19 protein-coding genes are annotated in these 20,934 nt (G+C 69.6%); 15 read left to right on the top strand and 4 right to left on the bottom strand.

The genetic code is table 11. The features are described 5' to 3' along the window. Positions 1-11 precede the first annotated feature (11 nt). Positions 12-584: a winged helix-turn-helix domain-containing protein gene (locus tag ACIHFB_RS00555; protein ID WP_365282152.1), complete on the bottom strand. Its 573-nt coding sequence runs from the start codon at positions 582-584 to the stop codon at positions 12-14. A 294-nt stretch (positions 585-878) separates the two neighbouring features. Next, positions 879-1,886, bottom strand: a complete 1,008-nt coding sequence (locus tag ACIHFB_RS00550; protein ID WP_400124682.1) for an amino acid ABC transporter permease — start codon at positions 1,884-1,886, stop codon at positions 879-881. Positions 1,887-2,479: 593 nt separating this feature from the next. On the opposite strand from ACIHFB_RS00550, the gene ACIHFB_RS00545 reads away from it, so the two are divergent. From ACIHFB_RS00545 to ACIHFB_RS00505, 9 genes are all read left to right on the top strand, one after another. Continuing rightward, entirely contained in the window at positions 2,480-3,607 is a 1,128-nt protein-coding gene (locus tag ACIHFB_RS00545; protein WP_400124680.1) for an LLM class flavin-dependent oxidoreductase, read from the top strand. After that, complete coding sequence (locus ACIHFB_RS00540; protein ID WP_365282149.1) at positions 3,604-4,140, top strand: GNAT family N-acetyltransferase; 537 nt, start codon at positions 3,604-3,606, stop codon at positions 4,138-4,140. Before ACIHFB_RS00545 ends, ACIHFB_RS00540 begins: the two co-directional genes overlap by 4 nt. Beyond that, complete coding sequence (locus ACIHFB_RS00535; protein WP_400124677.1) at positions 4,137-5,093, top strand: ABC transporter substrate-binding protein; 957 nt, start codon at positions 4,137-4,139, stop codon at positions 5,091-5,093. The genes ACIHFB_RS00540 and ACIHFB_RS00535 overlap by 4 nt, the downstream gene beginning before the upstream one ends. Before the next feature lie 3 nt (positions 5,094-5,096). Further along, positions 5,097-6,026, top strand: a complete 930-nt coding sequence (locus ACIHFB_RS00530; RefSeq protein WP_365282147.1) for an amino acid ABC transporter permease — start codon at positions 5,097-5,099, stop codon at positions 6,024-6,026. Beyond that, positions 6,023-6,787, top strand: a complete 765-nt coding sequence (locus tag ACIHFB_RS00525; protein ID WP_400124675.1) for an amino acid ABC transporter ATP-binding protein — start codon at positions 6,023-6,025, stop codon at positions 6,785-6,787. Before ACIHFB_RS00530 ends, ACIHFB_RS00525 begins: the two co-directional genes overlap by 4 nt. 45 nt (positions 6,788-6,832) lie before the next feature. Beyond that, complete coding sequence (locus ACIHFB_RS00520) at positions 6,833-7,819, top strand: ABC transporter substrate-binding protein (protein ID WP_365282145.1); 987 nt, start codon at positions 6,833-6,835, stop codon at positions 7,817-7,819. Positions 7,820-7,901: 82 nt separating this feature from the next. Further along, entirely contained in the window at positions 7,902-8,894 is a 993-nt protein-coding gene (locus tag ACIHFB_RS00515) for an LLM class flavin-dependent oxidoreductase (protein ID WP_365282144.1), read from the top strand. Between the two features lie 102 nt (positions 8,895-8,996). Next, positions 8,997-10,265, top strand: a complete 1,269-nt coding sequence (locus ACIHFB_RS00510; protein WP_365282143.1) for a sulfite oxidase — start codon at positions 8,997-8,999, stop codon at positions 10,263-10,265. A 274-nt stretch (positions 10,266-10,539) separates the two neighbouring features. Continuing rightward, complete coding sequence (locus tag ACIHFB_RS00505) at positions 10,540-10,893, top strand: hypothetical protein (RefSeq protein WP_365282142.1); 354 nt, start codon at positions 10,540-10,542, stop codon at positions 10,891-10,893. Positions 10,894-10,939: 46 nt separating this feature from the next. On the opposite strand, the gene ACIHFB_RS00500 is transcribed toward ACIHFB_RS00505, so the two are convergent. After that, on the bottom strand, positions 10,940-12,160 hold the full coding sequence (locus tag ACIHFB_RS00500; RefSeq protein WP_365282141.1) for a metallophosphoesterase: 1,221 nt from the start codon (positions 12,158-12,160) through the stop codon (positions 10,940-10,942). Positions 12,161-12,304: 144 nt separating this feature from the next. Next, on the bottom strand, positions 12,305-15,601 hold the full coding sequence (locus tag ACIHFB_RS00495) for a S8 family peptidase (RefSeq protein WP_365282140.1): 3,297 nt from the start codon (positions 15,599-15,601) through the stop codon (positions 12,305-12,307). A 272-nt stretch (positions 15,602-15,873) separates the two neighbouring features. On the opposite strand from ACIHFB_RS00495, the gene ACIHFB_RS00490 reads away from it, so the two are divergent. From ACIHFB_RS00490 to ACIHFB_RS00465, 6 genes are all read left to right on the top strand, one after another. Next, positions 15,874-16,461, top strand: a complete 588-nt coding sequence (locus tag ACIHFB_RS00490) for a hypothetical protein (RefSeq protein WP_365282139.1) — start codon at positions 15,874-15,876, stop codon at positions 16,459-16,461. A 107-nt stretch (positions 16,462-16,568) separates the two neighbouring features. Continuing rightward, complete coding sequence (locus ACIHFB_RS00485; protein WP_365282138.1) at positions 16,569-17,087, top strand: adenylate kinase; 519 nt, start codon at positions 16,569-16,571, stop codon at positions 17,085-17,087. An 820-nt stretch (positions 17,088-17,907) separates the two neighbouring features. Continuing rightward, the gene (locus ACIHFB_RS00480) at positions 17,908-18,213 is read left to right on the top strand and encodes an MSMEG_0570 family nitrogen starvation response protein (protein ID WP_365282134.1); all 306 of its coding nucleotides are present in this window, start codon (positions 17,908-17,910) and stop codon (positions 18,211-18,213) included. Further along, positions 18,210-19,523 (top strand): MSMEG_0569 family flavin-dependent oxidoreductase, encoded by a 1,314-nt coding sequence (locus ACIHFB_RS00475; protein WP_365282133.1) that lies wholly within the window; start codon positions 18,210-18,212, stop codon positions 19,521-19,523. The genes ACIHFB_RS00480 and ACIHFB_RS00475 overlap by 4 nt, the downstream gene beginning before the upstream one ends. A 15-nt stretch (positions 19,524-19,538) precedes the next feature. Next, positions 19,539-20,354 carry an amidohydrolase family protein gene (locus tag ACIHFB_RS00470; protein WP_365282132.1) on the top strand — a complete coding sequence of 272 codons (816 nt, stop codon included), beginning with the start codon at positions 19,539-19,541 and terminating at the stop codon, positions 20,352-20,354. 56 nt (positions 20,355-20,410) lie between these two features. Then, on the top strand, positions 20,411-20,932 hold the full coding sequence (locus ACIHFB_RS00465) for an MSMEG_0572/Sll0783 family nitrogen starvation response protein (protein WP_210590169.1): 522 nt from the start codon (positions 20,411-20,413) through the stop codon (positions 20,930-20,932). The last annotated feature ends 2 nt before the right edge of the window (positions 20,933-20,934 follow it).

Genomic DNA, 20,934 nt, shown 5'->3' with positions numbered 1-20,934 from the left:
CGATGGTCTCCTCAAGGTCGGTGGCACGGTGCGGTGTTGGGGCCGCTCTGCTCGTCGGGCACGTACTTGTAGCCCACACGCCGTACGGTGACGATCCGGTGCCGGTGAGCCCTGCCCAGCTTGCGGCGCAGGCGGGCGATGTGGACATCCACGGTGCGGCCGTCGCCGATGTGGTCGTAGCCCCATACGGCCGTCACCAGCCGATCGCGAGAATGCACCTGGTGGGGATGGAGAACGAGATGCGCCAGCAGCTCGAACTCCAAGTAGGTGAGGTCGAGTTCACGTCCGTCCAGCTCGGCGACGTGTCTCGCCGGATCGATGCGGATGACGTCGTCTGGCGTCCGCCGGACAGGGGGCGAGTAGTCCGTGGCGGTGACCGGTCGGATCTCGGGCCGCGCGCTGCCCCCGATGAAGAGTTCGGCGGGGTCGGTGCCCTCGGGGACGAGCAGGAGATAGCCGACGAGCGGCGCGGACGTGTGTCCCTCGGCGCCGCTCTGCGTGGTCTCGCCCACCAGGCGGAGATGGCGTATGTCCGAGAGCGGTGGATCGTGTGGAGCGGCCGGGGCCGGAAGTGCTGTGGTCATGGTGGTTGTCCCTCAGAAGCGTGTGGGGCCGTCAGGCGCAGTGGGTGGCTTCGCTTGATCGCCCGGCAAAGGCGGGGCGGAGCGGCACGGCGAACGGTGGGAGCCGCGTGCCTTACGCGCGACAGCAGGCGGCGCTGACGACGTGACCAAAGTCGACATGCCGACGACGAACGAGTCGCTGCTGCGTGGGGGACATGTGCATCATCCTGCGCATCTCGGCAGGGCACCGTCAAGGCTTTCCTAGTAATTCGATAGGAAAGGTGGGGAAGGGCTCGCGCTCTGAAGGGGAGCCGGTCACCGGTCACCGCCGATCGCGGGAGGGGCGTCGGCGGCCGTCGTCGCGCTCAGCCGGGTGCGCAGGGCAGCGAGGCGACCGTGCAGCCGCTGGAGTGGAGTGGGCGCCGACGTACGGGAGTTGCCGCGCGCGTAGTGCCGCTCGACGTAGTACTGACCCGCGCTGAGCACGCTGGTGACCGCGATGTACCAGAGCGTGGCAACCATCAGCAGCGGGATGACCTGGTACGTCTGGTTGTAGATCAGCTGCACCGAGTAGAGCAGGTCGTGCACGGCCAGCACACTGACGATGCTGGTGCCCTTGAGCGTGCCGATCAGCATGTTCCCGGCGGTCGGCACGATGGAGCGCATCGCCTGCGGGATCACGATCCGGCGCAGGGTGCGGAGTCTGCCGAGGCCGAGTGCCTGGGCGGCCTCGGTCTGGCCGGAGTCGACGGAGAGGATGCCGCCGCGCACCACCTCGGCGGCGTAGGCGGTCTCGTGCAGGGTCAGGCCGATGACGGCGGTGAGGGCGGGGCCGAGCAGGTTCACCGTCTTGACGGTGACGAACTGCGGTCCGAACGGGATACCGAGGCCGAGCGTCGGATACAGGGCGCCGATGTTGAACCAGAACAGCAGCTGCACCAGCAGCGGAGTGGACCGGAAGATCCATACGTAGCCCCAACTCAGCGTGCGGAGAACCGGGTTGGAGGACAGTCGCATCACGGCCAGCATCGTGCCGAACAGAAAGCCGAGCACCATCACCGCAGCGGTCAGCCACAGGGTCAGCAGCAGTCCGTCCAGTACGGCGGGGGTGGTGAAGTACCGGCCCACCACGCCCCATTGGAAGGCGTCGTTGCGGACCACGGAGTTGAGCACCATCGCGAAGACGAGCAGCGCGGCGCCAGCGGTCGTCCAGCGGCCGATGTGCCGGCGCGGCACGATCCGCGGCAGGTCGGGGCCGGGGACGCCCGCCCGTTCCGGGGACTTCGGGACAGGGACTGAGGTGAGATCGGAAGGCGTGACCATCGGGAGGCTCTCCGGGGGAGGAAATCGCAGGCGTGAACGACCACCGGCGGCACGAGCAGGGGAGCGCAGCGGCACAGGCGCCACGCGGACACGGTGTGGCCGGGGCTCGACGTCGTCACCTTCGCCGCATCCCTCAACGCGGCCGGAGAGGCTGGCGCGCAGGGCCGCAGCCGATCCGTCGTCGATCGTGTGCTCACGGCACGGATGTGTCAACAACGCGTGGGAAGGGCCCGGCCCGAGGTGGTCCGGTATCCGGGCGCTGCTTGACGAGGAGCACGACGTACTGCTCAATTGTCCGCATGAACGCCCAGCAGCGCTTGGTCTCGCGCGACCACATCGACTTCGGTCGGGTGTGGTCCGCGGCGTGTTGCGCCTGACTCGGCAGCGGGCCGTCTGACCGGCCCTTCCCTCCCTCGGTGACCCCGTCGCGGGCCGAGCTCTCACTTTCCGCGCGCTGCCGCAACCCTGCTTCTCCCGACGCCCGGCGTCGTCACACCTGCACCGACCCGTCTTCTTGACGGCCTGTCACCCATGCCTCCACGCACGGCCGTTCCGCCATGCCTGCGTGCGGTCGTTTCCGAAAGGCCACTCCCATGCCCGTGGAATTCCTCGGCATCGCCGCCACCAACGACGGCTCCGAAACCACGCAGCGCTCCGGCGCCGCCTTCGACAAGGAGTACACGCTCCGGCTCGCCTGGGCGCACGAGGACCACGACTGGGACCGGGTGCTGTTCGCCTACGGCTCCGGATCGCCGGATCCCGCACCGGCCGCCGCGTACATCGCGAGCAGGCTGGACCGCCTCCAGATCCTGCTCGCCCACCGGCCCAACGTCTCGTACCCCACCTACGCCGCCAAGACGTTCGCCACCCTCGACCAGATCAGCGAGGGCCGGCTGACGGTGCACTTCATCACCGGCGGCAACGACCACGAACAGGGCCGAGAGGGCGACACCCTCACCAAGGACGAGCGCTACGCCCGCACCCGCGAATACATCCGGATCGTCAAGAAGATCTGGACCACCCGCGAGTCCTTCGACCACGAGGGCGAGCACTACCGATTCCACGACTTCGTCAGCGACGTCTTCCCCGTCCAACAGCCCCGCCCGAACGTCTCGTTCGGCGGCTCGTCACCCGCCGCCTACGCCGCCGGAGGCGCCGAGGCCGACATCTACTGCCTGTGGGGCGAACCCCTTGCGAAGACCGCCGAGCAGATCGAGCTGGTGAAGGCCGCCGCTACGGCGGCGGGCCGCACCGACGTGCCGCGCATCCAGGTGGCGTTCCGCCCGATCATCGCCCCCACCGAGGAACTGGCCTGGGAGAAGGCCCACCGCACGGTCGGCGCCATTCGAGAGCGCCGTGAGGCGGGTCTCGTACGGCACCACCGCAGCGGTGCCCCCGAAAACACCGGTTCGCAGCGGCTGATCGCCATCGCCGAGGCGGGGGAGCGCTACGACCGCGCCCTGTGGACCCCGACCGCCGCCGCGACCGGCGGCGCGGGCAACTCCAACGCCCTGGTCGGCACCCCGGAGACGGTGGCCCAGGCGCTCCTCGACTACTACGACCTCGGCGTCGACATCCTCTCCGCCCGCGGCTACGACCTGCTGGGCGACGCCATCGACTTCGGCCGATACGTGATCCCGATCGTCCGCGAGGAGGTCGCCAAGCGGGACGCCGAGCGGGCGGGACGTGGGACGCACACCCTCGCGGCGGTGGCGGAATGACGTCCGTCGCCCAACCACCGTCATCGGCAGCGGACTTGACGGTCATTCATGTCCCGGTCTCCGACCCGCGGGTCAGACCCCTGCTGCGCGAACTCGGCCACGAGTACTCCACGCGCTACGGCAAGGACGCCCACGCCGAGATCGCCCGCTACCCCGACGAGGAGTTCAGCGCACCGTACGGCGGACTGCTCCTGCTGTTGCTGGAGCGCGGCGAGCCCGTTGCGGGTGGTGCCTTCCGCCGCTACGACGCGACCACGGCCGAGCTGAAGCGGATCTGGACGCACTCCACCCACCGCAGGCGAGGTCTGGCCCGCCGTGCCCTCGCCGAGCTGGAGCGTGAGGCGAGCGCCCGCGGCTACCGACGGATCTTCCTGACCACCGGGCCGCGCCAGCCCGAGGCACGCGCCCTGTACCTGGCCACCGGCTACACGCCGCTGTTCGACACGAACGCCGACCCGGAAGCCATCGGCCCGCTGCCGTTCGAGAAGCACCTCCCCGTCACACCGGACACCGGAAAGGCCACCGCGCTGTGAATCTCCCCGGATTCAGAAGCCGCCTGCGCAGTGCCGCCGCCCTGGCGGTGCTGCCCCTGCTGGCACTGACCGCCTGTGGCTCCGGTGACGCCGACGTCACGGCTGCGGTGGGCGATCAGGCCTCTCCCGCACCGACCGACGACCCCGTCGCCGCCGTACGCAAAGTGGACGCGGTCGCCGCCCTGCTGCCCGCCGACGCACGCGAAACGGGCACGCTCCGCGTCGGCAGCTCGATCGGATTCCCACCCGGGGCGTACTACCCGAACGGCCCGGACAAGGCGTCCGCAGGCCAGGACATCGACATCGCCGACGCGGTGGCCAAGGTCCTCGGCGTGAAGCTGGAGCGCGAGGACGCCTCCTTCGAGACGATTCTGCCCGCACTCGGCAGCGGCAAGTACGACGTCGGCACCGGCAACTTCGGCGTCACCACCGAACGCCTGAAGACCATCGACTTCGTCACCTACATCAACGACGGCCAGGGCTTCGCGGTGAAGCAGGGCAACTCCGCACTCGGCACGAAGGTCACCGATCTCACCCAGCTGTGCGGGCTGACCATCGGCACCGGCGCAGGCACCACCTTCGAGGCCACCCTCACCGCGCAGAAGGGGGTGTGCGCGGATGCGGGCAAGAAGCCGTACGACGTGAAGGTCTACTCGGAGAACGCGGCGACGCTCACCGCGCTCCAGCAGGGACGGATCGACGTGATCATGTCGACCATCAACGGTCTGCGGTACCAGGCGGCACAGCCCGCCGCGCAGACCACCTTCCTGGGCGAGTTCCACCGCCTCGACGTCGGTTTCGCCTTCAAGAAGGGCTCCCCGCTCACCAAGGCGTTCCAGGCGGCCGTCAACTCGCTGATCGAGAACGGCACTTATGCCCGGATCCTCAAGAAGTGGGGCACCTCCGCCTCCGCGATCGAGACGTCGCGGATCAATCCGCCCGAGCACAGGTGACCCATGAGCAACACCATCACAGAACCGACCCCACAACTGGCCGAAGGCCCGACCGAGTTGAAGGTCGTACCCGCCCGCCACCATGCCCGCTGGGCCGCCGGCGTCGCCGTGATCGTATTCGTCGCCCAGTTCATCCATGGCCTGGTCACCAACCCCGTCTGGGAATGGCACGTCTTCCGCGACTACGTCTTCTCCGAGACGATCGTCCAGGCGGTCTGGGTGACCCTGCAACTCACCGCGTACGCAACGGTATTGGGCTTCCTGCTCGGTACGGTGATCGCCTTCATGCGACTGTCGCGCAGCCCGGTGCTCTCCACCGTCGCCTGGACCTACATCTGGATCTTCCGGTCGATCCCGATGATCGTCCAGCTGGTGTTCTGGTTCAACCTCAGTGCGCTCTACGAGGAGTTGGGCGTCGGCATCCCGTTCGGCCCGGTGTTCTGGTCGGTCGACAGCAACACCCTCATCGGCACCATCGGCGCCGCCATCATCGGGCTGACCCTGCATCAGGCCGCCTACGCCGCCGAAATCGTGCGCGGCGGCGTCCTCTCCGTCGACCACGGGCAGTTGGAGGCGGCAGCGGCGCTGGGCATTCCCCGACTCCGGCAGATCCGCCGCATCGTGCTGCCGCAGGCCATGCGCGCCATCCTGCCCACGGCAGGCAACGAGATCATCGGCCTGCTCAAGGGCACCTCGGTGGTCTACGTGATGTCCATCGGCGAACTCTTCTACCAGGTGCAGGTGATCTACGGCCGCAACGGCCGGGTGATCCCGCTGCTGCTGGTCGCCACCGCCTGGTACGTCGTACTCACCTCCCTGTTGTCGGTCGCCCAGTACTACGTGGAGCGCCGCTACGCCCGGGGCGCCAACCGCACCCCGCCGCCCACGCCGTTCCAGCGAGCCCGGCGCTTCGTGTCGAAGGAGAGCACATGAGTGCCGTCATGGTCGACGTCCACGGCGTCCACAAGAGCTTCGGCCCCCTGGAGGTGCTGCGCGGTGTCGACCTGAAGGTGCGCGCCGGCGAAGTCACCGTGATCCTCGGCCCGTCCGGCTCGGGCAAGTCCACGCTGCTGCGCACCATCAACCACCTGGAGAGGGTCGACCGCGGCTGGATCAGCATCGACGGCGAGCTCATCGGCTACCGCCGCGCCGGCGACAAACTGCACGAGCTGAAGGAGAAGGACGTTCTGAAGCAGCGCACCGACATCGGGTTCGTCTTCCAGAACTTCAACCTCTTCCCGCACCTGACCGTGCTGGAGAACCTCGTCGAGGCCCCCGTCTCCGCGCTGCGCCGCCCGCGCAGGGAGGCGGCGGAGACCGCCCGCCGACTGCTGGAGCGGGTCGGGGTCGCCGACAAGGCCGACGCCTACCCGCGGCAGCTCTCCGGCGGCCAGCAACAGCGTGTCGCCATCGCCCGCGCGCTCGCCCTCGAGCCCAAGGTGCTGCTCTTCGACGAGCCCACCTCGGCGCTCGACCCGGAACTGGTCGGCGAGGTCCTCGACGTCGTCAAGGACCTGGCCCGCACCGGAACCACCATGATCGTCGTGACCCACGAGATCGGCTTCGCCCGCGAGGTCGCCGACACCGTGGTGTTCATGGACGGCGGACTCGTCGTGGAGCAGGGGCCGCCCGCGGCCGTCCTGGACAACCCGCACCAGGAGAGAACCCGCGCCTTCCTCTCCAAGGTCCTCTGACCGACCCTCACCCCTGTTGTGCACGCCCACGCAAGGAGAACGCCCGTGTCCACCACCCTCGCCCGCCGCCGCACCGCCGCAGCCGCGCTCGGACTCGCCACCGCCCTCGTCCTCGCCGCCTGCAGCAACCCGACCGACGGCGGCACGACCGAGGTCGCGGCCAGATCGGGCGCCAAGACGAAGATCAACCTCAGTCCCGACCAGGACCGCATCACCACGGACAAGGTCGATTCCATAGCCGCCGAGCTTCCGGAGGAGATCCGCAAGAGAGGCACCCTGGAACTCGTCGCCTCGTCCGGCTCCGCCGCGCCGCTGACCTTCTACGCCACCGACAACAAGACAGTCATCGGCGTCGAGCCCGACCTCGCCCACCTGGTCGCCGACGTTCTCGGGCTCAAGGCGGACATCAACACGGTGTCCTGGGAGAACATCTTCATCGGCCTCGACAGCGCCAAGTACGACGCCGGCCTCAGCAACATCACCGTCACCGAAGAGCGCAAGGAGAAGTACGACTTCGCGACCTACCGCGAGGACAACCTGGGCTTCGAGGCGAAGCAGGGCAGCGGCCTGAAGGTCAGCGGGCCCGAGGACGTGGCGGGCAAGACGGTCGCCGTGGGCAGTGGCACCAACCAGGAGAAGCTGCTGATCGAGTGGAGCAAGGAGAACGAGAAGGCCGGCCGGGAGCCGGTGGACATCAAGTACTACCAGAACGACAGCGACACCTACCTCGCCCTCCAGTCCGGCCGGATCGACCTCTACCTCGGTCCCAACCCGACCGCCGCCTACCACGCGGCCACCACCGGCAAGACCGAGGTCGTCGGCACCTACTCCGGCGCCGGCGCCACCCTCCAGGGCCTCATCGCGGCCACCACCAAGAAGGACAGCGGCCTGGTCAAGCCGCTCGCCGACGCCCTCAACCATGTCATCGAGAACGGGACGTACGCGAAGGTGCTTCAGCGCTGGGGCCTGTCCGACGAGGCCGTGACCAAGTCCGAGATCAATCCACCCGGCCTGCCCAAGACGAACCAGTAGCCGACCCGGGGTGCGCAGGACGTACGACGACGCCTGCGCACCCCTGCCGTCGTACCGGACCTTTCACCCAGGACACGAGGTCATGCCCCCCGAACTCCACCTCTCCATCGAACTCAACGGGACCGGCCACCGCCCCGCCGCATCCCTCACCGCCGCCCACTGGACGGACCTGATCGGCCTCGCCGAGCAGGGTGCGCTGGACTTCGTCACCGTCGGCGACTCCTTCGCGCCACCACCCGACGACAGTGCGGGCCGACTCGACGCGGTGGCCGTACTCGCCCGAGCCGCACCCCTGACCAGCAGGATCGGCCTGGTTCCGGCGGTGCCCACCACCAGCATCGAGCCCTTTCACACCTCCACCGCCCTGGCCACCCTGGACTTCGTCAGCGGGGGCCGGTCCGGCCGGCTGGTCGACGTCTCCAGCACCGAGGCCGAGGCCCGGCCGTGGGACAGCTGGGCGGACGACGCGGAGATACGGGGCCCCGTCACCGGCAGCTTCATCGACCGCGAGAGGCCACACTCCGTCGATCCCGAGGGCCCGCACGGCCCGTCCGTCGTCGCCCGCCCAGCGCAGGGGCGGCCGCCGGTCGCCGTCACCCTCGACGTGCACGACTCGGACCGCCAGTGGGAGTTGGCCGCGAGCCACGCCGACGTCGTACTCCTGGATGCTGATCAGCCGTCCACGGCCAGGCTCGCCCGCGGGGCGCTGCTCCGCGCGGTGACGGAGGCGGGACGTGACCCGGAGGCGCTGCGGGTCCTGGTACGCGTCTCGGTCGACCTGGGGAGCGGCACCGGGCCGCAGACCCACCCGCCCGGCGAACTGCGCTTCACCGGCGCCGCCACGGACCTCGCCGCGCTGCTCGCCGACTGGCACACGGCCACCGGCGTCGACGGCTTCCATCTCCTTCCGACCTCGGCCTCCGCCGATCTGCCCGCCGTAGTGCACGACCTCGTACCGGCGCTGCGCAAGCGTGGCCTCTTCCGCACCGACTACACCGGAGTCACCCTCCGCGAACACCTCGGCCTGTCTCACCCCGCCGACCGCCACGACCGACGGACGGAGACGGCCCGATGACACACACGACAACGACCGTACGGCGGATCCGAGGTTCCCCGGCTGATCACTGTGTCTCCGCCCTTACCAAGTCCGGCCTCCACACCGATGACGAGGACTGTCATGCCTGCATCTGCTGTGCCTACGCCCGAAACCTCCTACGACCGTCGCAGGCTGCGCCAGTGGCTCGGCGGGGACGCCAGGGCGGACGGGGTCAGCCGCCGCCGACTGCTCACACTGCTCGCCGCCACAGCCGCCGCGACCGCACTCCCCGCATCGCGCCCGGCCCGCGCCGCCGTCACCTCGATCATCAAACCGCTGCCGCCCGAGTGGTTCATCCAGCGCGGCACCAACGCGGAGACCCGCTGGGAGACCCTGCGCGGAACCGGCCACCACACCCCCAACGAGCTGTTCTTCGTGCGCAACCACACCGCCACGCCCGTCCTGGAGGCAAGCGACTGGCGGCTACGGCTGTGGGGCAGCGGGCTGCGGGGAAGGCCCGGCGAGGACAAGCCGGTGGAGTTCGGGTACGACGATCTGCGCGCCCTGCCCGCCGTCACCCGGACCGCGTTCGTCGAGTGCGCCGGAAACGGCCGCAGCTTCTACACGACGCAGCAAGGCGAGACGGTCAGCGGCACCCCGTGGACGCTGGGTGCGATCGGCGTCGCGCGCTGGCGGGGGGTGCGCTTGGCCGACGTACTGCGCAGGGCCGGGCTGTCTCCCCACGCGGTGGACGTCCAGCCGCGCGGACTGGATGCCGAGTACGTCAGCGGCGGCGAGAGCCTCGGCCGGGTGCGCCGCCCGCTGCCGCTGGCCAAGGCACTGCACGACGTCCTGCTCGCCTACGAGATGAACGGTGAGCCGCTGCCGTACGACCACGGGTATCCGGTGCGGGTGCTGGTGCCCTCATGGGTGGGGATCTCGTCGATCAAGTGGGTCGGCGACATCGAGGTGTCCGCGCAGCCGCTGTTCTCACCGTGGAACACCACCTTCTACCGGCTGTTCGGTCCCGCCCACCCGGAGGAGGGCAGCGCGCCGCTGACCCGGCAGACGATCAAGAGCGCCTTCGAGCTGGCGAGCGGCGCCACTTTCCCGGTGGGGGAGGGCCAGGTGCTGCACGGCCGGTCCTGGTCGGGCGCGGGAGCCGTCGCGCGGGTCGACGTCAGCACCGACGGTGGGACGAACTGGCGGCCGGCCCGACTGCACGACCGGGCCCGTGCCGACACCTGGACCCGCTGGTCCGTCACCTGGGAGCCCGAGACACGCGGGGACGCCCACCTCCTGGCCCGCGCCACCGACACGGCCGGCCGCAGCCAGCCGGACGTTGCTGTGCCCAACACCCAGGGCTATCTGTTCGACGCGGTGGTACGGCATCCCGTGACCGTGATCTGACGTACGCCCTCATGGCCGCGCGCGGGCCAACTGCCTGCGTGAACTGCCCGCAAATGCCTTGAGGATGCTCGGGAGGTCGAGGTCGCCATCGAGGATGGGAACGCGGTCGCCGACGTGGTCGGGCTCGTAGCGGATGGCCTCGCGCAGCCTGCCCAGTCCTCACCGCACTGGGGGACAGCAGAGCTACAATCCGTTGCGGACTGAAGCTGCCGACGGATACCCCCGCGCGCAGTCTGCTCTACGACTTGGGCATGTCTCGCTCCGGAGGGAAGTCATGGGCTATCAGGAACGGCGTGTCAAACTGATTGCCGAGCGGGCCGCGCCCCACCTGGAGCCCGGGGAGCAAATCCAGACGGGATTCATCGCGCAGACCGGTTCGTGGATCTTCACCGCGCGGGTGTGGACGTTCGTGGCCACTGATCGCGCAATCCTGATCGTGGGCCGCGACGGCGTACAGCGCCTTCCCCGGGACTTCTTTTTTGGCGAGCCGTCCGGGATGTACCACAACGTCGTGCTCGACCGCACGTACAAGGTGCATCGGCAGTACTACCAAGAGGTCACCGTCGCCGATGAGGCGCTGCGTGTGCTGCAGGACCGTGGCGACTCGCCGGAGAGCGAGCAGCACTGAACGTGGCGCGCTCACCTAGCGACGCACGGCATTCTCCCGCTCCGTGTCATCGCGTGGGAGGCCGCTGCGGGGAGCGGAGTGTGAGCAGGGTGATCTCGCTGGGGGCGAAGACGCGGAACGGCGGGCCCCAGAAACCGGTGCCGCGGCTGGTGTAGAGGAGCGTGCGGGTGCCGTGGCGGCTGAGGCCGGCGAGGGCGGGCTGGTCGATGCGGACCAGGTGGTGGAAGGGCCAGATCTGGCCGCCGTGGGTGTGGCCGGAGAGTTGGAGGTCGACGCCACCGGCTGCCGCCCGGTCGACGAACTTGGGCTGGTGGGCCAGGAGCAGGACGGGGTGGCCGGGGTCGGCGCCGTGCAGCGCTCCGGCGAGGTGGGCGCGGTGGCCGGCGAGGCCGGAGGACTCGGCGGTGACGTCGTCCACGCCGGCGACCACGAGGGTGTCGCCGCCGCGTTCGAGCAGCAGATGGCGGTTGCGCAGCGGCTCCCAGCCCAGCTCGTCCATCTGGTCGACCCAACCCTGGGCCTCGCTGTAGTACTCGTGGTTTCCGGTGACGTAGACCCGGGCCCGGGTGGCTTGCACGGTGCCGAGCGGGGCGGCCTGGGCGCGGCGGCGTTCGGCTGTGCCGTCCGCGATGTCGCCGGTGTGGCAGACCAGGTCGGCCTCCAGGGTGTTGACCTTCGCGCAGACCCGCGCAGACCAGCGGGCGCGGTCGAGCGGGCCGTAGTGAGTGTCGGTGATGAGGACGACGCGGGTGCCGTCCAATCCCGCTCCCAGGCGCGGGAGTTGCACGTCGAGCCGGCGCACCCGTGGCACCCGGCGGGCCTCGGCGTACCCCCATGCGAGCAGTACCGCGGCTACGCCGAGGACCGCCCAAGTGACGATCCGGGCCCGGCTCTGACCGTCGCCCGCGCCGGCCACGGTCAAGGCGAGGCGCAGCAGGACGCCGAGCAGGACGGACCAGGTGAACAGCACCCAGCTGGCACCGAGGAGGGTGTCTCCGACGATCGCCGCCCAGTCCTGCTGCCGCCGGCCGTGGCCGCGCGCCATCGTGAGCGGCATAGCGATGAGACCGAGGGCGAACAGGGCGGTGCCGCCCAGCGCCACGGGGAGCGGCCATTGCTGGCCGGCGTGCAACAGCACCCAGCAGGGCACGGTCCACAGCAGGACGGGGGCGATCAGGGGGAGGTAGCGCATCAGGCGGCGCAGCCGGCTCTGCTGGGTCGCATGCGCCGCACCGTCCGCGGATCGGGCCTCGCTGGTGGCGCTCACGCTTCCGCTCCTCAGGTAACCAGACTGCCGACTAGCGCACTGTATCCGGTCGTACTAGGGGTACGCCTTGCCGATCACCGATGCCCATTTCATCGGCAACGCCGATCCGCATGGCAGGCCCAGGCCCACCATGCGGACGCGGGGTCACCTGGTGCGGTAGCCGTCGATGATCGTCTGGGTGAAAGCGTTGCCCTGACGGTCTCTCACCTTGGCGCGAAGTGAGACCGACCCGCCCGCGGGCGGGTTGTCGACGGTGATCGCGCCGTGACGTGGGGCCGCCGGGTGCCATGTCGTACCGCCGTCGTAGGACACGGACACCGTCAGTGAGGCGAGGTTGCGGCCGGCGGCCGAACCCTGGACGGTTACTGGCACCTTCTGCCGTACGCCGGCCGGCGCCGTTGAGTCCAGGGCGAGTTCGGGCGTGTAGCGCACCACGCTCGCCGGGACGGAGGCTGCCGTCGTCGTGTGGGCCGAGGTGAACTGCGCCTGCCAGGTGACCTTCGAGGTGACCGAGGCGATACCGGCCGCGGCGCGGCCGATCGTGGTCACCAGCCGGTAGCGCGCCTTGTCCGGCGGCAGTTCGAAGCTCGTGGCGTCGAGCGGGCCGTTCGCGGTGGCGAGGGGCTTGCCGTTGCGGTAGAGCGTGGTCGACGCCGAAGCGGCGTCGTACAGACTGCTCCCCGCGTGCCCCGCGCCGTCGGCGAACGGTGTGATCTTCCCGGTGAGTGTGTCGCCGGTCCTCACGAGCCCACCGTCAGTGCCGAGCGTCGGCCCGAACACACCGGTGTTGACCGTCTCGGTGTGGCTCGATCCGGCGGGGTAGGTGCGGGCCGGAATCTCGTACTGGGCCTGGACGCCGCCGTTGGACGGATTGATCTGCTGAGTGAGCGCCGCCCAGGAGTAGTCACCCTGCATGTACACCGTCCGGGTGCTCGGCAGGGCGCCGTAGAAGCCGACGGACGAGCCGCCGGCCCCCGGCAGCACGGTCCAGTTCACTCCCATGGCGCCGGTGACCGAGGCCCCTTGACGGAGCGTCAGCTTGGCCAGGTCGCTCTCGGTCACATGCTGGACGTGTCCGGTGTAGAAGGCGTCCGGGAGGGTGTGGGCGATGTGGTACTCGGTCGTGCCGTTGTGCCAGTTCGAGGTGAAGTACGAGGTGACCTCACCCGGCGGCGGCGGATCGCCGAACATCCCGGTGCGGGCGCCCCTCAGGCCGGCGTTCAGCCCGATGGAGAGGGAACTCTCGGTGCCGCCGGAGCGCACCACGGTCGACATGAGCGTGGAGTATCCGACGGCCTCCGGGTCCGGCAGGGTGACCTCGACGGGCCGTGTGTCGCGTGCGTCGAAGGCGAGGGTCATGTCGTGGTCGACCGTCACCTTCGGGGCGATGAGGCTGTCGATGCCGTCGTCGGCGAAGTAGCGGCCGGCGACGAGGTAGTCACCGGCCGGGAGCTCCACCGTGGCGGTGCCGTCGTCGCCCCTGACCAGTTCGAACACGTCGTTGCCGATGCCGGTGAACCAGGCGGCCCAGCTCAAGTAGTCGGGCGGCAGGCCGTCGCGTCCGGTGGCCTTGACGGTGACTTCGTAGGTGTGCCCGGCCCGTTCGAGACCGCCGACGCTGCGGATGGTCTGCCCGCCGCCGGTGGCCACCAGCGTCACGCTGTACGCGCCGGTGGCGTCGCCGCCGACGCTGGTGTCCGCGATCACGTCGACGCCGGCGGTGCCGCCTGCGGGGACGGTGACCTGGTCGGCCCCGAGCGTGAAGAGACCCTCGGGGGCGCCGCCCCCGCCCGGGCCGCTGGTGGTGGCGCTGAGGTTCAGGGTGACCGGCTGGTCGCCTTTGTTGCGGTAGGAGACCGTGCGGGTCTGCGGCTCGTCGTCGGTGTGCGGCCACTCCGCCTCGCCGAAGTTCAGCGAGCCGGGCTCGGCCACGACGGTCTGCGCGGCGGCCCGGGTCAGGTCGATCCGCCCGGTGCCCTGCTGGTAGGCGCTGTAGTCGGCGGGCTTCGCCGATCCGGTCAGCAGGGCCTTGATCCGGCTGCCGCTCCAGTCCGGGTGCTTCTGCATGAGCAGGGCGGCCGCACCGGTCACATGGGGTGTGGCCATGGAAGTGCCGTTGAGGGTGACGTACCCGGGGGCGGGGTGCGGCTCGTTCGGCAGGGTGCCCTCGGCGGAGGCCGCGGTGATGGAGACGCCGGGCGCGGTCACGTCCGGCTTGACGCCTCCGTCCATGCGCGGGCCGCGCGACGAGAAGCCGGCGAGCTGGTCGAGCTTGTCCACGGCGCCCACGGTCAGCGCGTCCTCGGCCACGCCCGGGGTCAGCAGGGTTCCCGATCCCGAGCCGCTGTTGCCCGCGGCGACGACGAACAACGCCTGGTCGGACAAGGCGTCGACGGCCTCTTCGAGCGGGTCGGTGCCCGGGGTGTCGTCGCCTCCGAGGGAGAGGTTGACGACGTCGGCGCCCTGCGCGACGGCCCATTCCATGCCGGCCACGATGCCGGAAGTCAGGCCCGAGCCGGCGGCGTTGAGGACCTTGCCGTTGAGCAGCCGGGCGCCGTGTGCCACACCCTTGTACTTGCCGTCGGAGCCTGCTCCGGTGCCGGCGGCGGTCGAGGCGACGTGCGTGCCGTGGCCGTTGTGGTCCCGGACGTCCGTGTCCGCCGAGAAGTTCTCCTCGGCGACGACCCGGCCGGCAAGGTCCGGGTGAGCGGAGTCGATGCCGGTGTCCAACACGGCGATCTTCACGCCGGAGCCGTCGAGTCCCGACTGCCACAGGCCGGGGGCGCCGATCTGCGGCACGCTCACGTCGAGGGCGGCGCTCGCCACCCGGTCCAGGCTCAGGTCCGCCACGCCAGGGGCGAGTTCGCTCGTGCCGTCCTCGGTGTCGGTCAGCGCCGCCCAGGCCGTCGTCGTCTCCTCGGGCGACACCACCACGGCCTCGGAGTCCACGGAGGTGAGCTCCCGGACCGGCGCGTCGGTGCCCGCGTGGAGCCGGCTGCGTGCCGCCGGGTTCTTCGCCGTGTACCGCACCAGCACGGGTGCGCCGCCGTCCGCCACGTCGCGGTACTCGGGCCGGCTCAGCTCGGTCACGTCGAACAGGGCCAGGTCGACCTCGCCCTCGGCGATCAGCACCTCGGCGTCGGCGGGCACGACGTAGGTGTGGTCGCCGGTTCGGCTGATCTGGAGGGGTACGCCGGAGCGTCCCTCGGCCGGTGTCGCGCCGACGGCGTTGCCGTTCCGGTCCAGCAGGACGTGGTCGCCGGTGATCAGCGTGACCGTCTCGTAAGCGGGCGCGGAGGGTAACGCGGCGCCCGCTGTCGGGGTACCGGCTGCGGCGGCCGGGACGGTAGTCAGCCCCGTCGACATGGCCGCCGTCAACAGCAGTGCCCCGGACCAGACCGAGGCATGGGTGAACCGTCTTCTTCGTCGTGATCCCAGCATTGTCGTCCCTGTCTGCTCGTGGGGAGTCTGCAGAGCTGTGTGACGTCTGCGCCTTGACAGAGAGTTGATTGTGTCAGGTACGCGCCATGGTCTCCATGGGGTGATCTGCCGGAAACGGGCTTGGGATGGGCGACCAACTGGCCTACTCCTACTGGGAATTCAGCGCGGACTGCGGCCCCAGGTCGTGCAGGACGAGCACCGTCCGGACTCTCCGTCCGCAGTGCGGAGAAATACGGTGGCCGTAGCTCACCCGGGTTCCTACTCTCGGCAGCGTGAGCGTCGACGCGGAACACCTGTCCGCACTCTGGTGGCGAAGGTGGCCCAAGGGCCCGCCCGTCGCCCATGAGCTGCGTACGGCCTACACCGATCGCTGGGTGCGGTTCCACAGCCTCCCCGGGTCGAAACGCTACGCCGAGACCGAGGAGGAGTACGCCGTCGTCCTCGACCGGTACAACACGGTCCTGGACGAGTTGTTCGCAGGTGAGGACGTGTACGTCGTGACCGTGGGCTGGTCCTGGGAGTCCGACGGACCCGAGGTGCCGGAGCGGCGGCGGGAGGTCCACGGCGAAGGAACCCGCTGGCTGACCCTCGCCCACGACGACGAGTCGGATCCCGAGTTCCACTCCTACACGCACCTCTACGCCGACCGCCGCCCCTGGCAACGGGGTGCCATCGACGGCATCTTCCGGGAGGCCGCGGACGACGTGCTCGCCGGTGTGTTCGTCAGCGACCTCGGGGTCCGCCGCATCCATCACCCCTACGACGGCGGCGCGGACGTCATCCTCGCCACCTCCGAGGAGCGCGACCGGCTGCGCGCCCGTCACACCGACTGGCTCTCCGGCCATCCCTCCGGGCAGTGAGCGTCACCCCGTCCACCCCAGGCGTCGTATCAATGGGAGAGTCGACAGTGGCAGGTCAGAAACGCGGGAGAATTCCTCCCAGTGAGCGCCGGGATGGAGTGCACCCCGTGGAACGGATCTTGGTGGTGGGTGTGACCGGTGCAGGCAAATCCACGCTCGCCCAAGTCTTGAGCAGTCAGCTGGGCTTGCCGTACCACGAGATGGACGCGCTGTATTTCAACGGCCCCAACTGGACTGTCAACAACAAGGTGACCGAAGACGTATCAAGGCTCACCGCCGAGCCTTGCTGGATCATCGACTCGCTCGGCTATCCGGAAGTCCGTGACCTGCTGTGGGACCGGGCCGACACCGTGATATGGCTGGACTATCCCAAACGCGTCATCATGCCCCGTGTCCTGCGCCGGTCCTTCCGGCGAACCGTCACACGCGAGAGTCTCTTCGGCGGCAACAGGGAGACCTGGACGGACTGGCTCAGCCGGAATCACCCGGCCTGGTGGGCCTGGTCCCAACACGGGGCCCGCCGCCGCGAAGTCGAGCACCGTGTCCGCGACCCCCGCTTCGCCCCTCTCGACACCCTCCGCTTCAGCCACCCCAACGACACTGCGGCCTGGCTGGCCTCTCTCTGACCCGATGGACCGGCAATCGCGCGCCGCGGCACGCGACCGAACTGCGCACGCACCGCGACGTCCACCCGTCACAGACCAGCCCCGCGAGGACGATCGGTGCCCCTTCGGCACTTGGACCGCCGACGGCGACCAGAAGCCGGACCATGATCTGGCCGAGGATGCGAGCGCAGGGCCCAGGTGGTCGGAGGAGCTTCTGCGGGACCTGGAACTGGTCGACAGGGGTGACGCTGCCTGCCGCCTTGGGTCCACCGAGGAGGTGGGCGTCGATAGCTTCGCCCCCGATGGCGGTGTCGCCGTTCCGAGTGCCAAAGTCGGTAGCGCCCGTACCCGAGACGATGGGGCCGTTCGAACCACCGTCGTCGGCATGGGTTGAAGCTGGTAGGGCCACCGCAAACAGGGCGGTCGCGGCGAAAGCGCCCAAGACGGGCTGCCTGTTCCAGTCGCGGAAGCTGGTCGAACTGGTCGACCTCGTCGCCCCGGGCAGGCCCGACACCGTCTCCGCGACGATCCGGAAGTTCCCGGTCAAGTCCGGCGGCCGGTAAGCCGCCGGCCCCACGCACCGCCGGCGAACCCGCAGCGGCCGACCGGCGTTCGCCCTTTGAGGTGACGAGGCAAGTTCCTCTATCCGCGGCAGCACGGCATTCGGCGAACGCAATTTGTCGCAGAGGCAACTCTGTGTACTCGATGCCGCACCCGCTGTGAGGATTCCGTAACTCCGCTTTATTCCGGATGACCTCGTTGGGTAATTCGCGCTGGCTGGAGTGGTCGTCACAAGCAGCGGCGAGGTGTCGAAACCTCTACGCCTCGCATGGAGGATTTCATGCCTGAGCTGTATTTCCGGGTGCGCTGGCCCGACGGTGCGACCCAGCGTTGTTACTCACCCTCCACGGTAGTCGAGAACTACCTCACTCCCGGCGGCGTGTACGAGCTCGGCGACTTCGTGGAACGGAGCCGGACGGCGCTCGGTATCGCCGGCGACCGGGTGCGCGAGAAGTACGGGTTCGCGTGCACCGGAGCGTCCGACCAGCTGGCGCAGATCGAGGAGACGGCGGCCGCGTACGCGTGCCTCGACCGGGCCGAAGTCACCGTCGAGGCCCTGCACAACGCTGATGGGAGCCCGCGGTGAGCCCGCAGCGGCTGGCCGGCGCCCACTACCCGGTGGCGGTCGTCGGGGGCGGTCAGGCCGGTCTGTCGGTCAGCTACTGTCTGCGCGAGCGTGGTGTCGAGCACGTCGTCGTCGAGCGGAACCGGGTCGGCCACGAGTGGCGCGAGCGCCGCTGGGACTCGTTCTGCCTGGTCACCCCCAACTGGCAATGCAAGCTGCCCGGTTTCCCCTATCAGGGGGACGGCCCCGACGGCTTCATGGTCCGCGACGAGATCATCCGGTACTTGGAGGAGTACGTCGCCTTCTTCCAACCCCCGCTGGTGGAAGGCGCCGCCGTCACCGGACTGCGCCGGGGCGCCGGCGGAGTTTTCGAACTGGCCATAGAGGAAGGGAAGTTCACATCCGACCAGGTGGTCGTGGCCACCGGCCCTTACCACACCCCCTCCGTTCCCCGGATGGCCGAGCGGCTGCCCGCCGGCGTCGAGCAGATCCACTCCTCCCGCTATCGCAATGCTGACGAACTCCCCACGGGCGCCGTCCTGGTGGTCGGCACCGGGCAGTCCGGTTGCCAGATAGCCGAGGATCTGCACCTTGCCGGACGCCAGGTCCATCTGGCCGTCGGCAGCGCGCCCCGCGTGGCCCGCTTCTACCGTGGCCGGGATTGTGTGGCCTGGCTCGACGACATGGGCTACTACGGCCGGAGCATCGACGAGTTCGACGACGCCGGTGCCGTTCGGATGCGGGTCAACCACTACGTGACCGGCCGGGACGGTGGCCGCGACATCGACCTGCGTGCCTTCGCCCGCGACGGAATGCGGCTGTACGGCCGACTGACCGGCATCGACGGTGAGCGGCTGGAGTTCGCCGACGACCTGAAGGTCAACCTCGACCGGGCCGACGCCGTGGCCGAGGGCATCAAGGACAGCATCGACGCACACATCACCGCTCAGGGGATCGAGGCCCCTGCGGAGCCCCGGTACATTCCGGTGTGGGAGCCCTCCGAGCAGGCGGCGTCACTGGACCTGGAAGCCTCCGGTATCACCTCGGTCGTCTGGTCCACCGGGTTCACCCGCGACCACCGGTGGATCGAGATACCCGTCTTCGACGGCCGGGGCTACCCGATGCACTGGCGGGGCGCCACCAGCACGCCAGGCCTGTACTTCCTGGGCCTGCCCTGGCAGTACTCGTGGGGCTCCGGGCGCTTCGAAGCGGTGGGCCGGGACGCCGAGTTCCTTGCGAACCACATCGACGCCTCCCGCCGCATGGCCGATGTCTGCGGCGCCCTCACGGGCGCTCCCAGCGCACTCGCCTCCGCGCTTCCGATCGGCTGAGGGGGGCATCGGATCATGGTCTACGACGCACACCGCCACATCGGCGTCCTGCCCGCGTACCCCTTCTACGGCGGCCCGCCGGTCAACCCCGACACCACCGCCCGCGCCACGGTCAAGCAACTCGTCGCCGACCTGGACGCGGAGGGCACCGAACGCGCCCTGGTCATCCCCAACTACGGTGTCCCGGACCCCGATCTCGCCTTCTCCTTCAACGAGTTGGCGATCGAGGCCGCCCACAGCGACGACCGGATCCGGGCCGGGCTGTGGGTCTCCCCGCGCCCTGAGGACGAGCACCGCACCGCGCACGCGCTCGCCCTGGCCGGCGAACGGGGCGTGAAGGCGCTGAAGCTCAGCTTCCTGCTCGGCGGGCGCCCCTCGGACCCGGCCTGCCGCCCTCAACTGGACCGTATCTTCGCCGCGGCAGCCCGCCACGGGCTGGTCGTCCACGTCCACACGTCGCCCGGTGCGGCCTCCGATATCGACGAGGTCGGCCACTTGGTCGACTGGTTCGCAGACCAAGTGCCGGTCCATCTCGTGCACTTCGGCGGCGGCATGAGCGGCCACATCAAGCTTGTCGGCTCGCGGTTCTTCGACTGGATCGCAGACGGCAAGCGCGTCTACACCGACCTCTCCTGGGCCATCGGCTTCACACCGCGTTGGCTGGTCCAGGAGATCGAGCGCCGCGGTATCGGCCACGACCGGGTGCTCTTCGCCAGCGACCAGCCCTGGGGCGACTTCACGGGGGAGTACGCCCGGCTCGCCGAAGCGACCGGCGGCGGCGAACTCGGCGAACTCGTCTTCAGGGACACGTTCGCCGCGCTTTACGACTGACACGACCGACCCTGCCGTAACCACCGCCTCGTAGCAACTCGTCCAAGGAGACAGCCATGTCCGAAACCGTCGAACTCAGCGAGATCGAGCAGAAGTCCCTCAGCGAGATCCCCCACCCGTCCCTGCCCGAGGGCACCAGCATCTACGGCTCCACCAAGGTCTTCCCCGACTACAAGGCCGAGGACGGCGAAACGTACTTCACTCTGGTCCACGGTATCGCGCACGAGTCCTCGGTCTCCTTCGTCGCCGTGCTCCAGGCCACCCGCGCCCTGCGCAAGGGCTTCGAGACCGCCATCTACTTCTATGGCCCGGGTTCGCTGAACTGCCTTGCCACCCGCGGCTTCCCGACCGTCGGCAACTCGGCCTTCCCCGGCGAGCACAACATCAACAACCAGCTCAAGACGTTCATCGCCGAGGGCGGCAAGGTCTTCTGCTGCCGCTTCGGCCTGTCCCTGCACGGCGCCCGCGAGGAGGACCTGATCGAAGGCGTCATCCCGACCCACCCCCTCGACGTCCAGGACGCGCTGATCCATTACGCGCGCAAGGGCGCCATCATCAACTCGACCTACCAGCTGTAAGG

This window comes from Streptomyces sp. NPDC051963 (genome assembly GCF_044593495.1).
In the GTDB taxonomy this organism is placed as follows: domain Bacteria; phylum Actinomycetota; class Actinomycetes; order Streptomycetales; family Streptomycetaceae; genus Streptomyces.
This window is presented reverse-complemented; position numbering and strand designations above follow the sequence as displayed.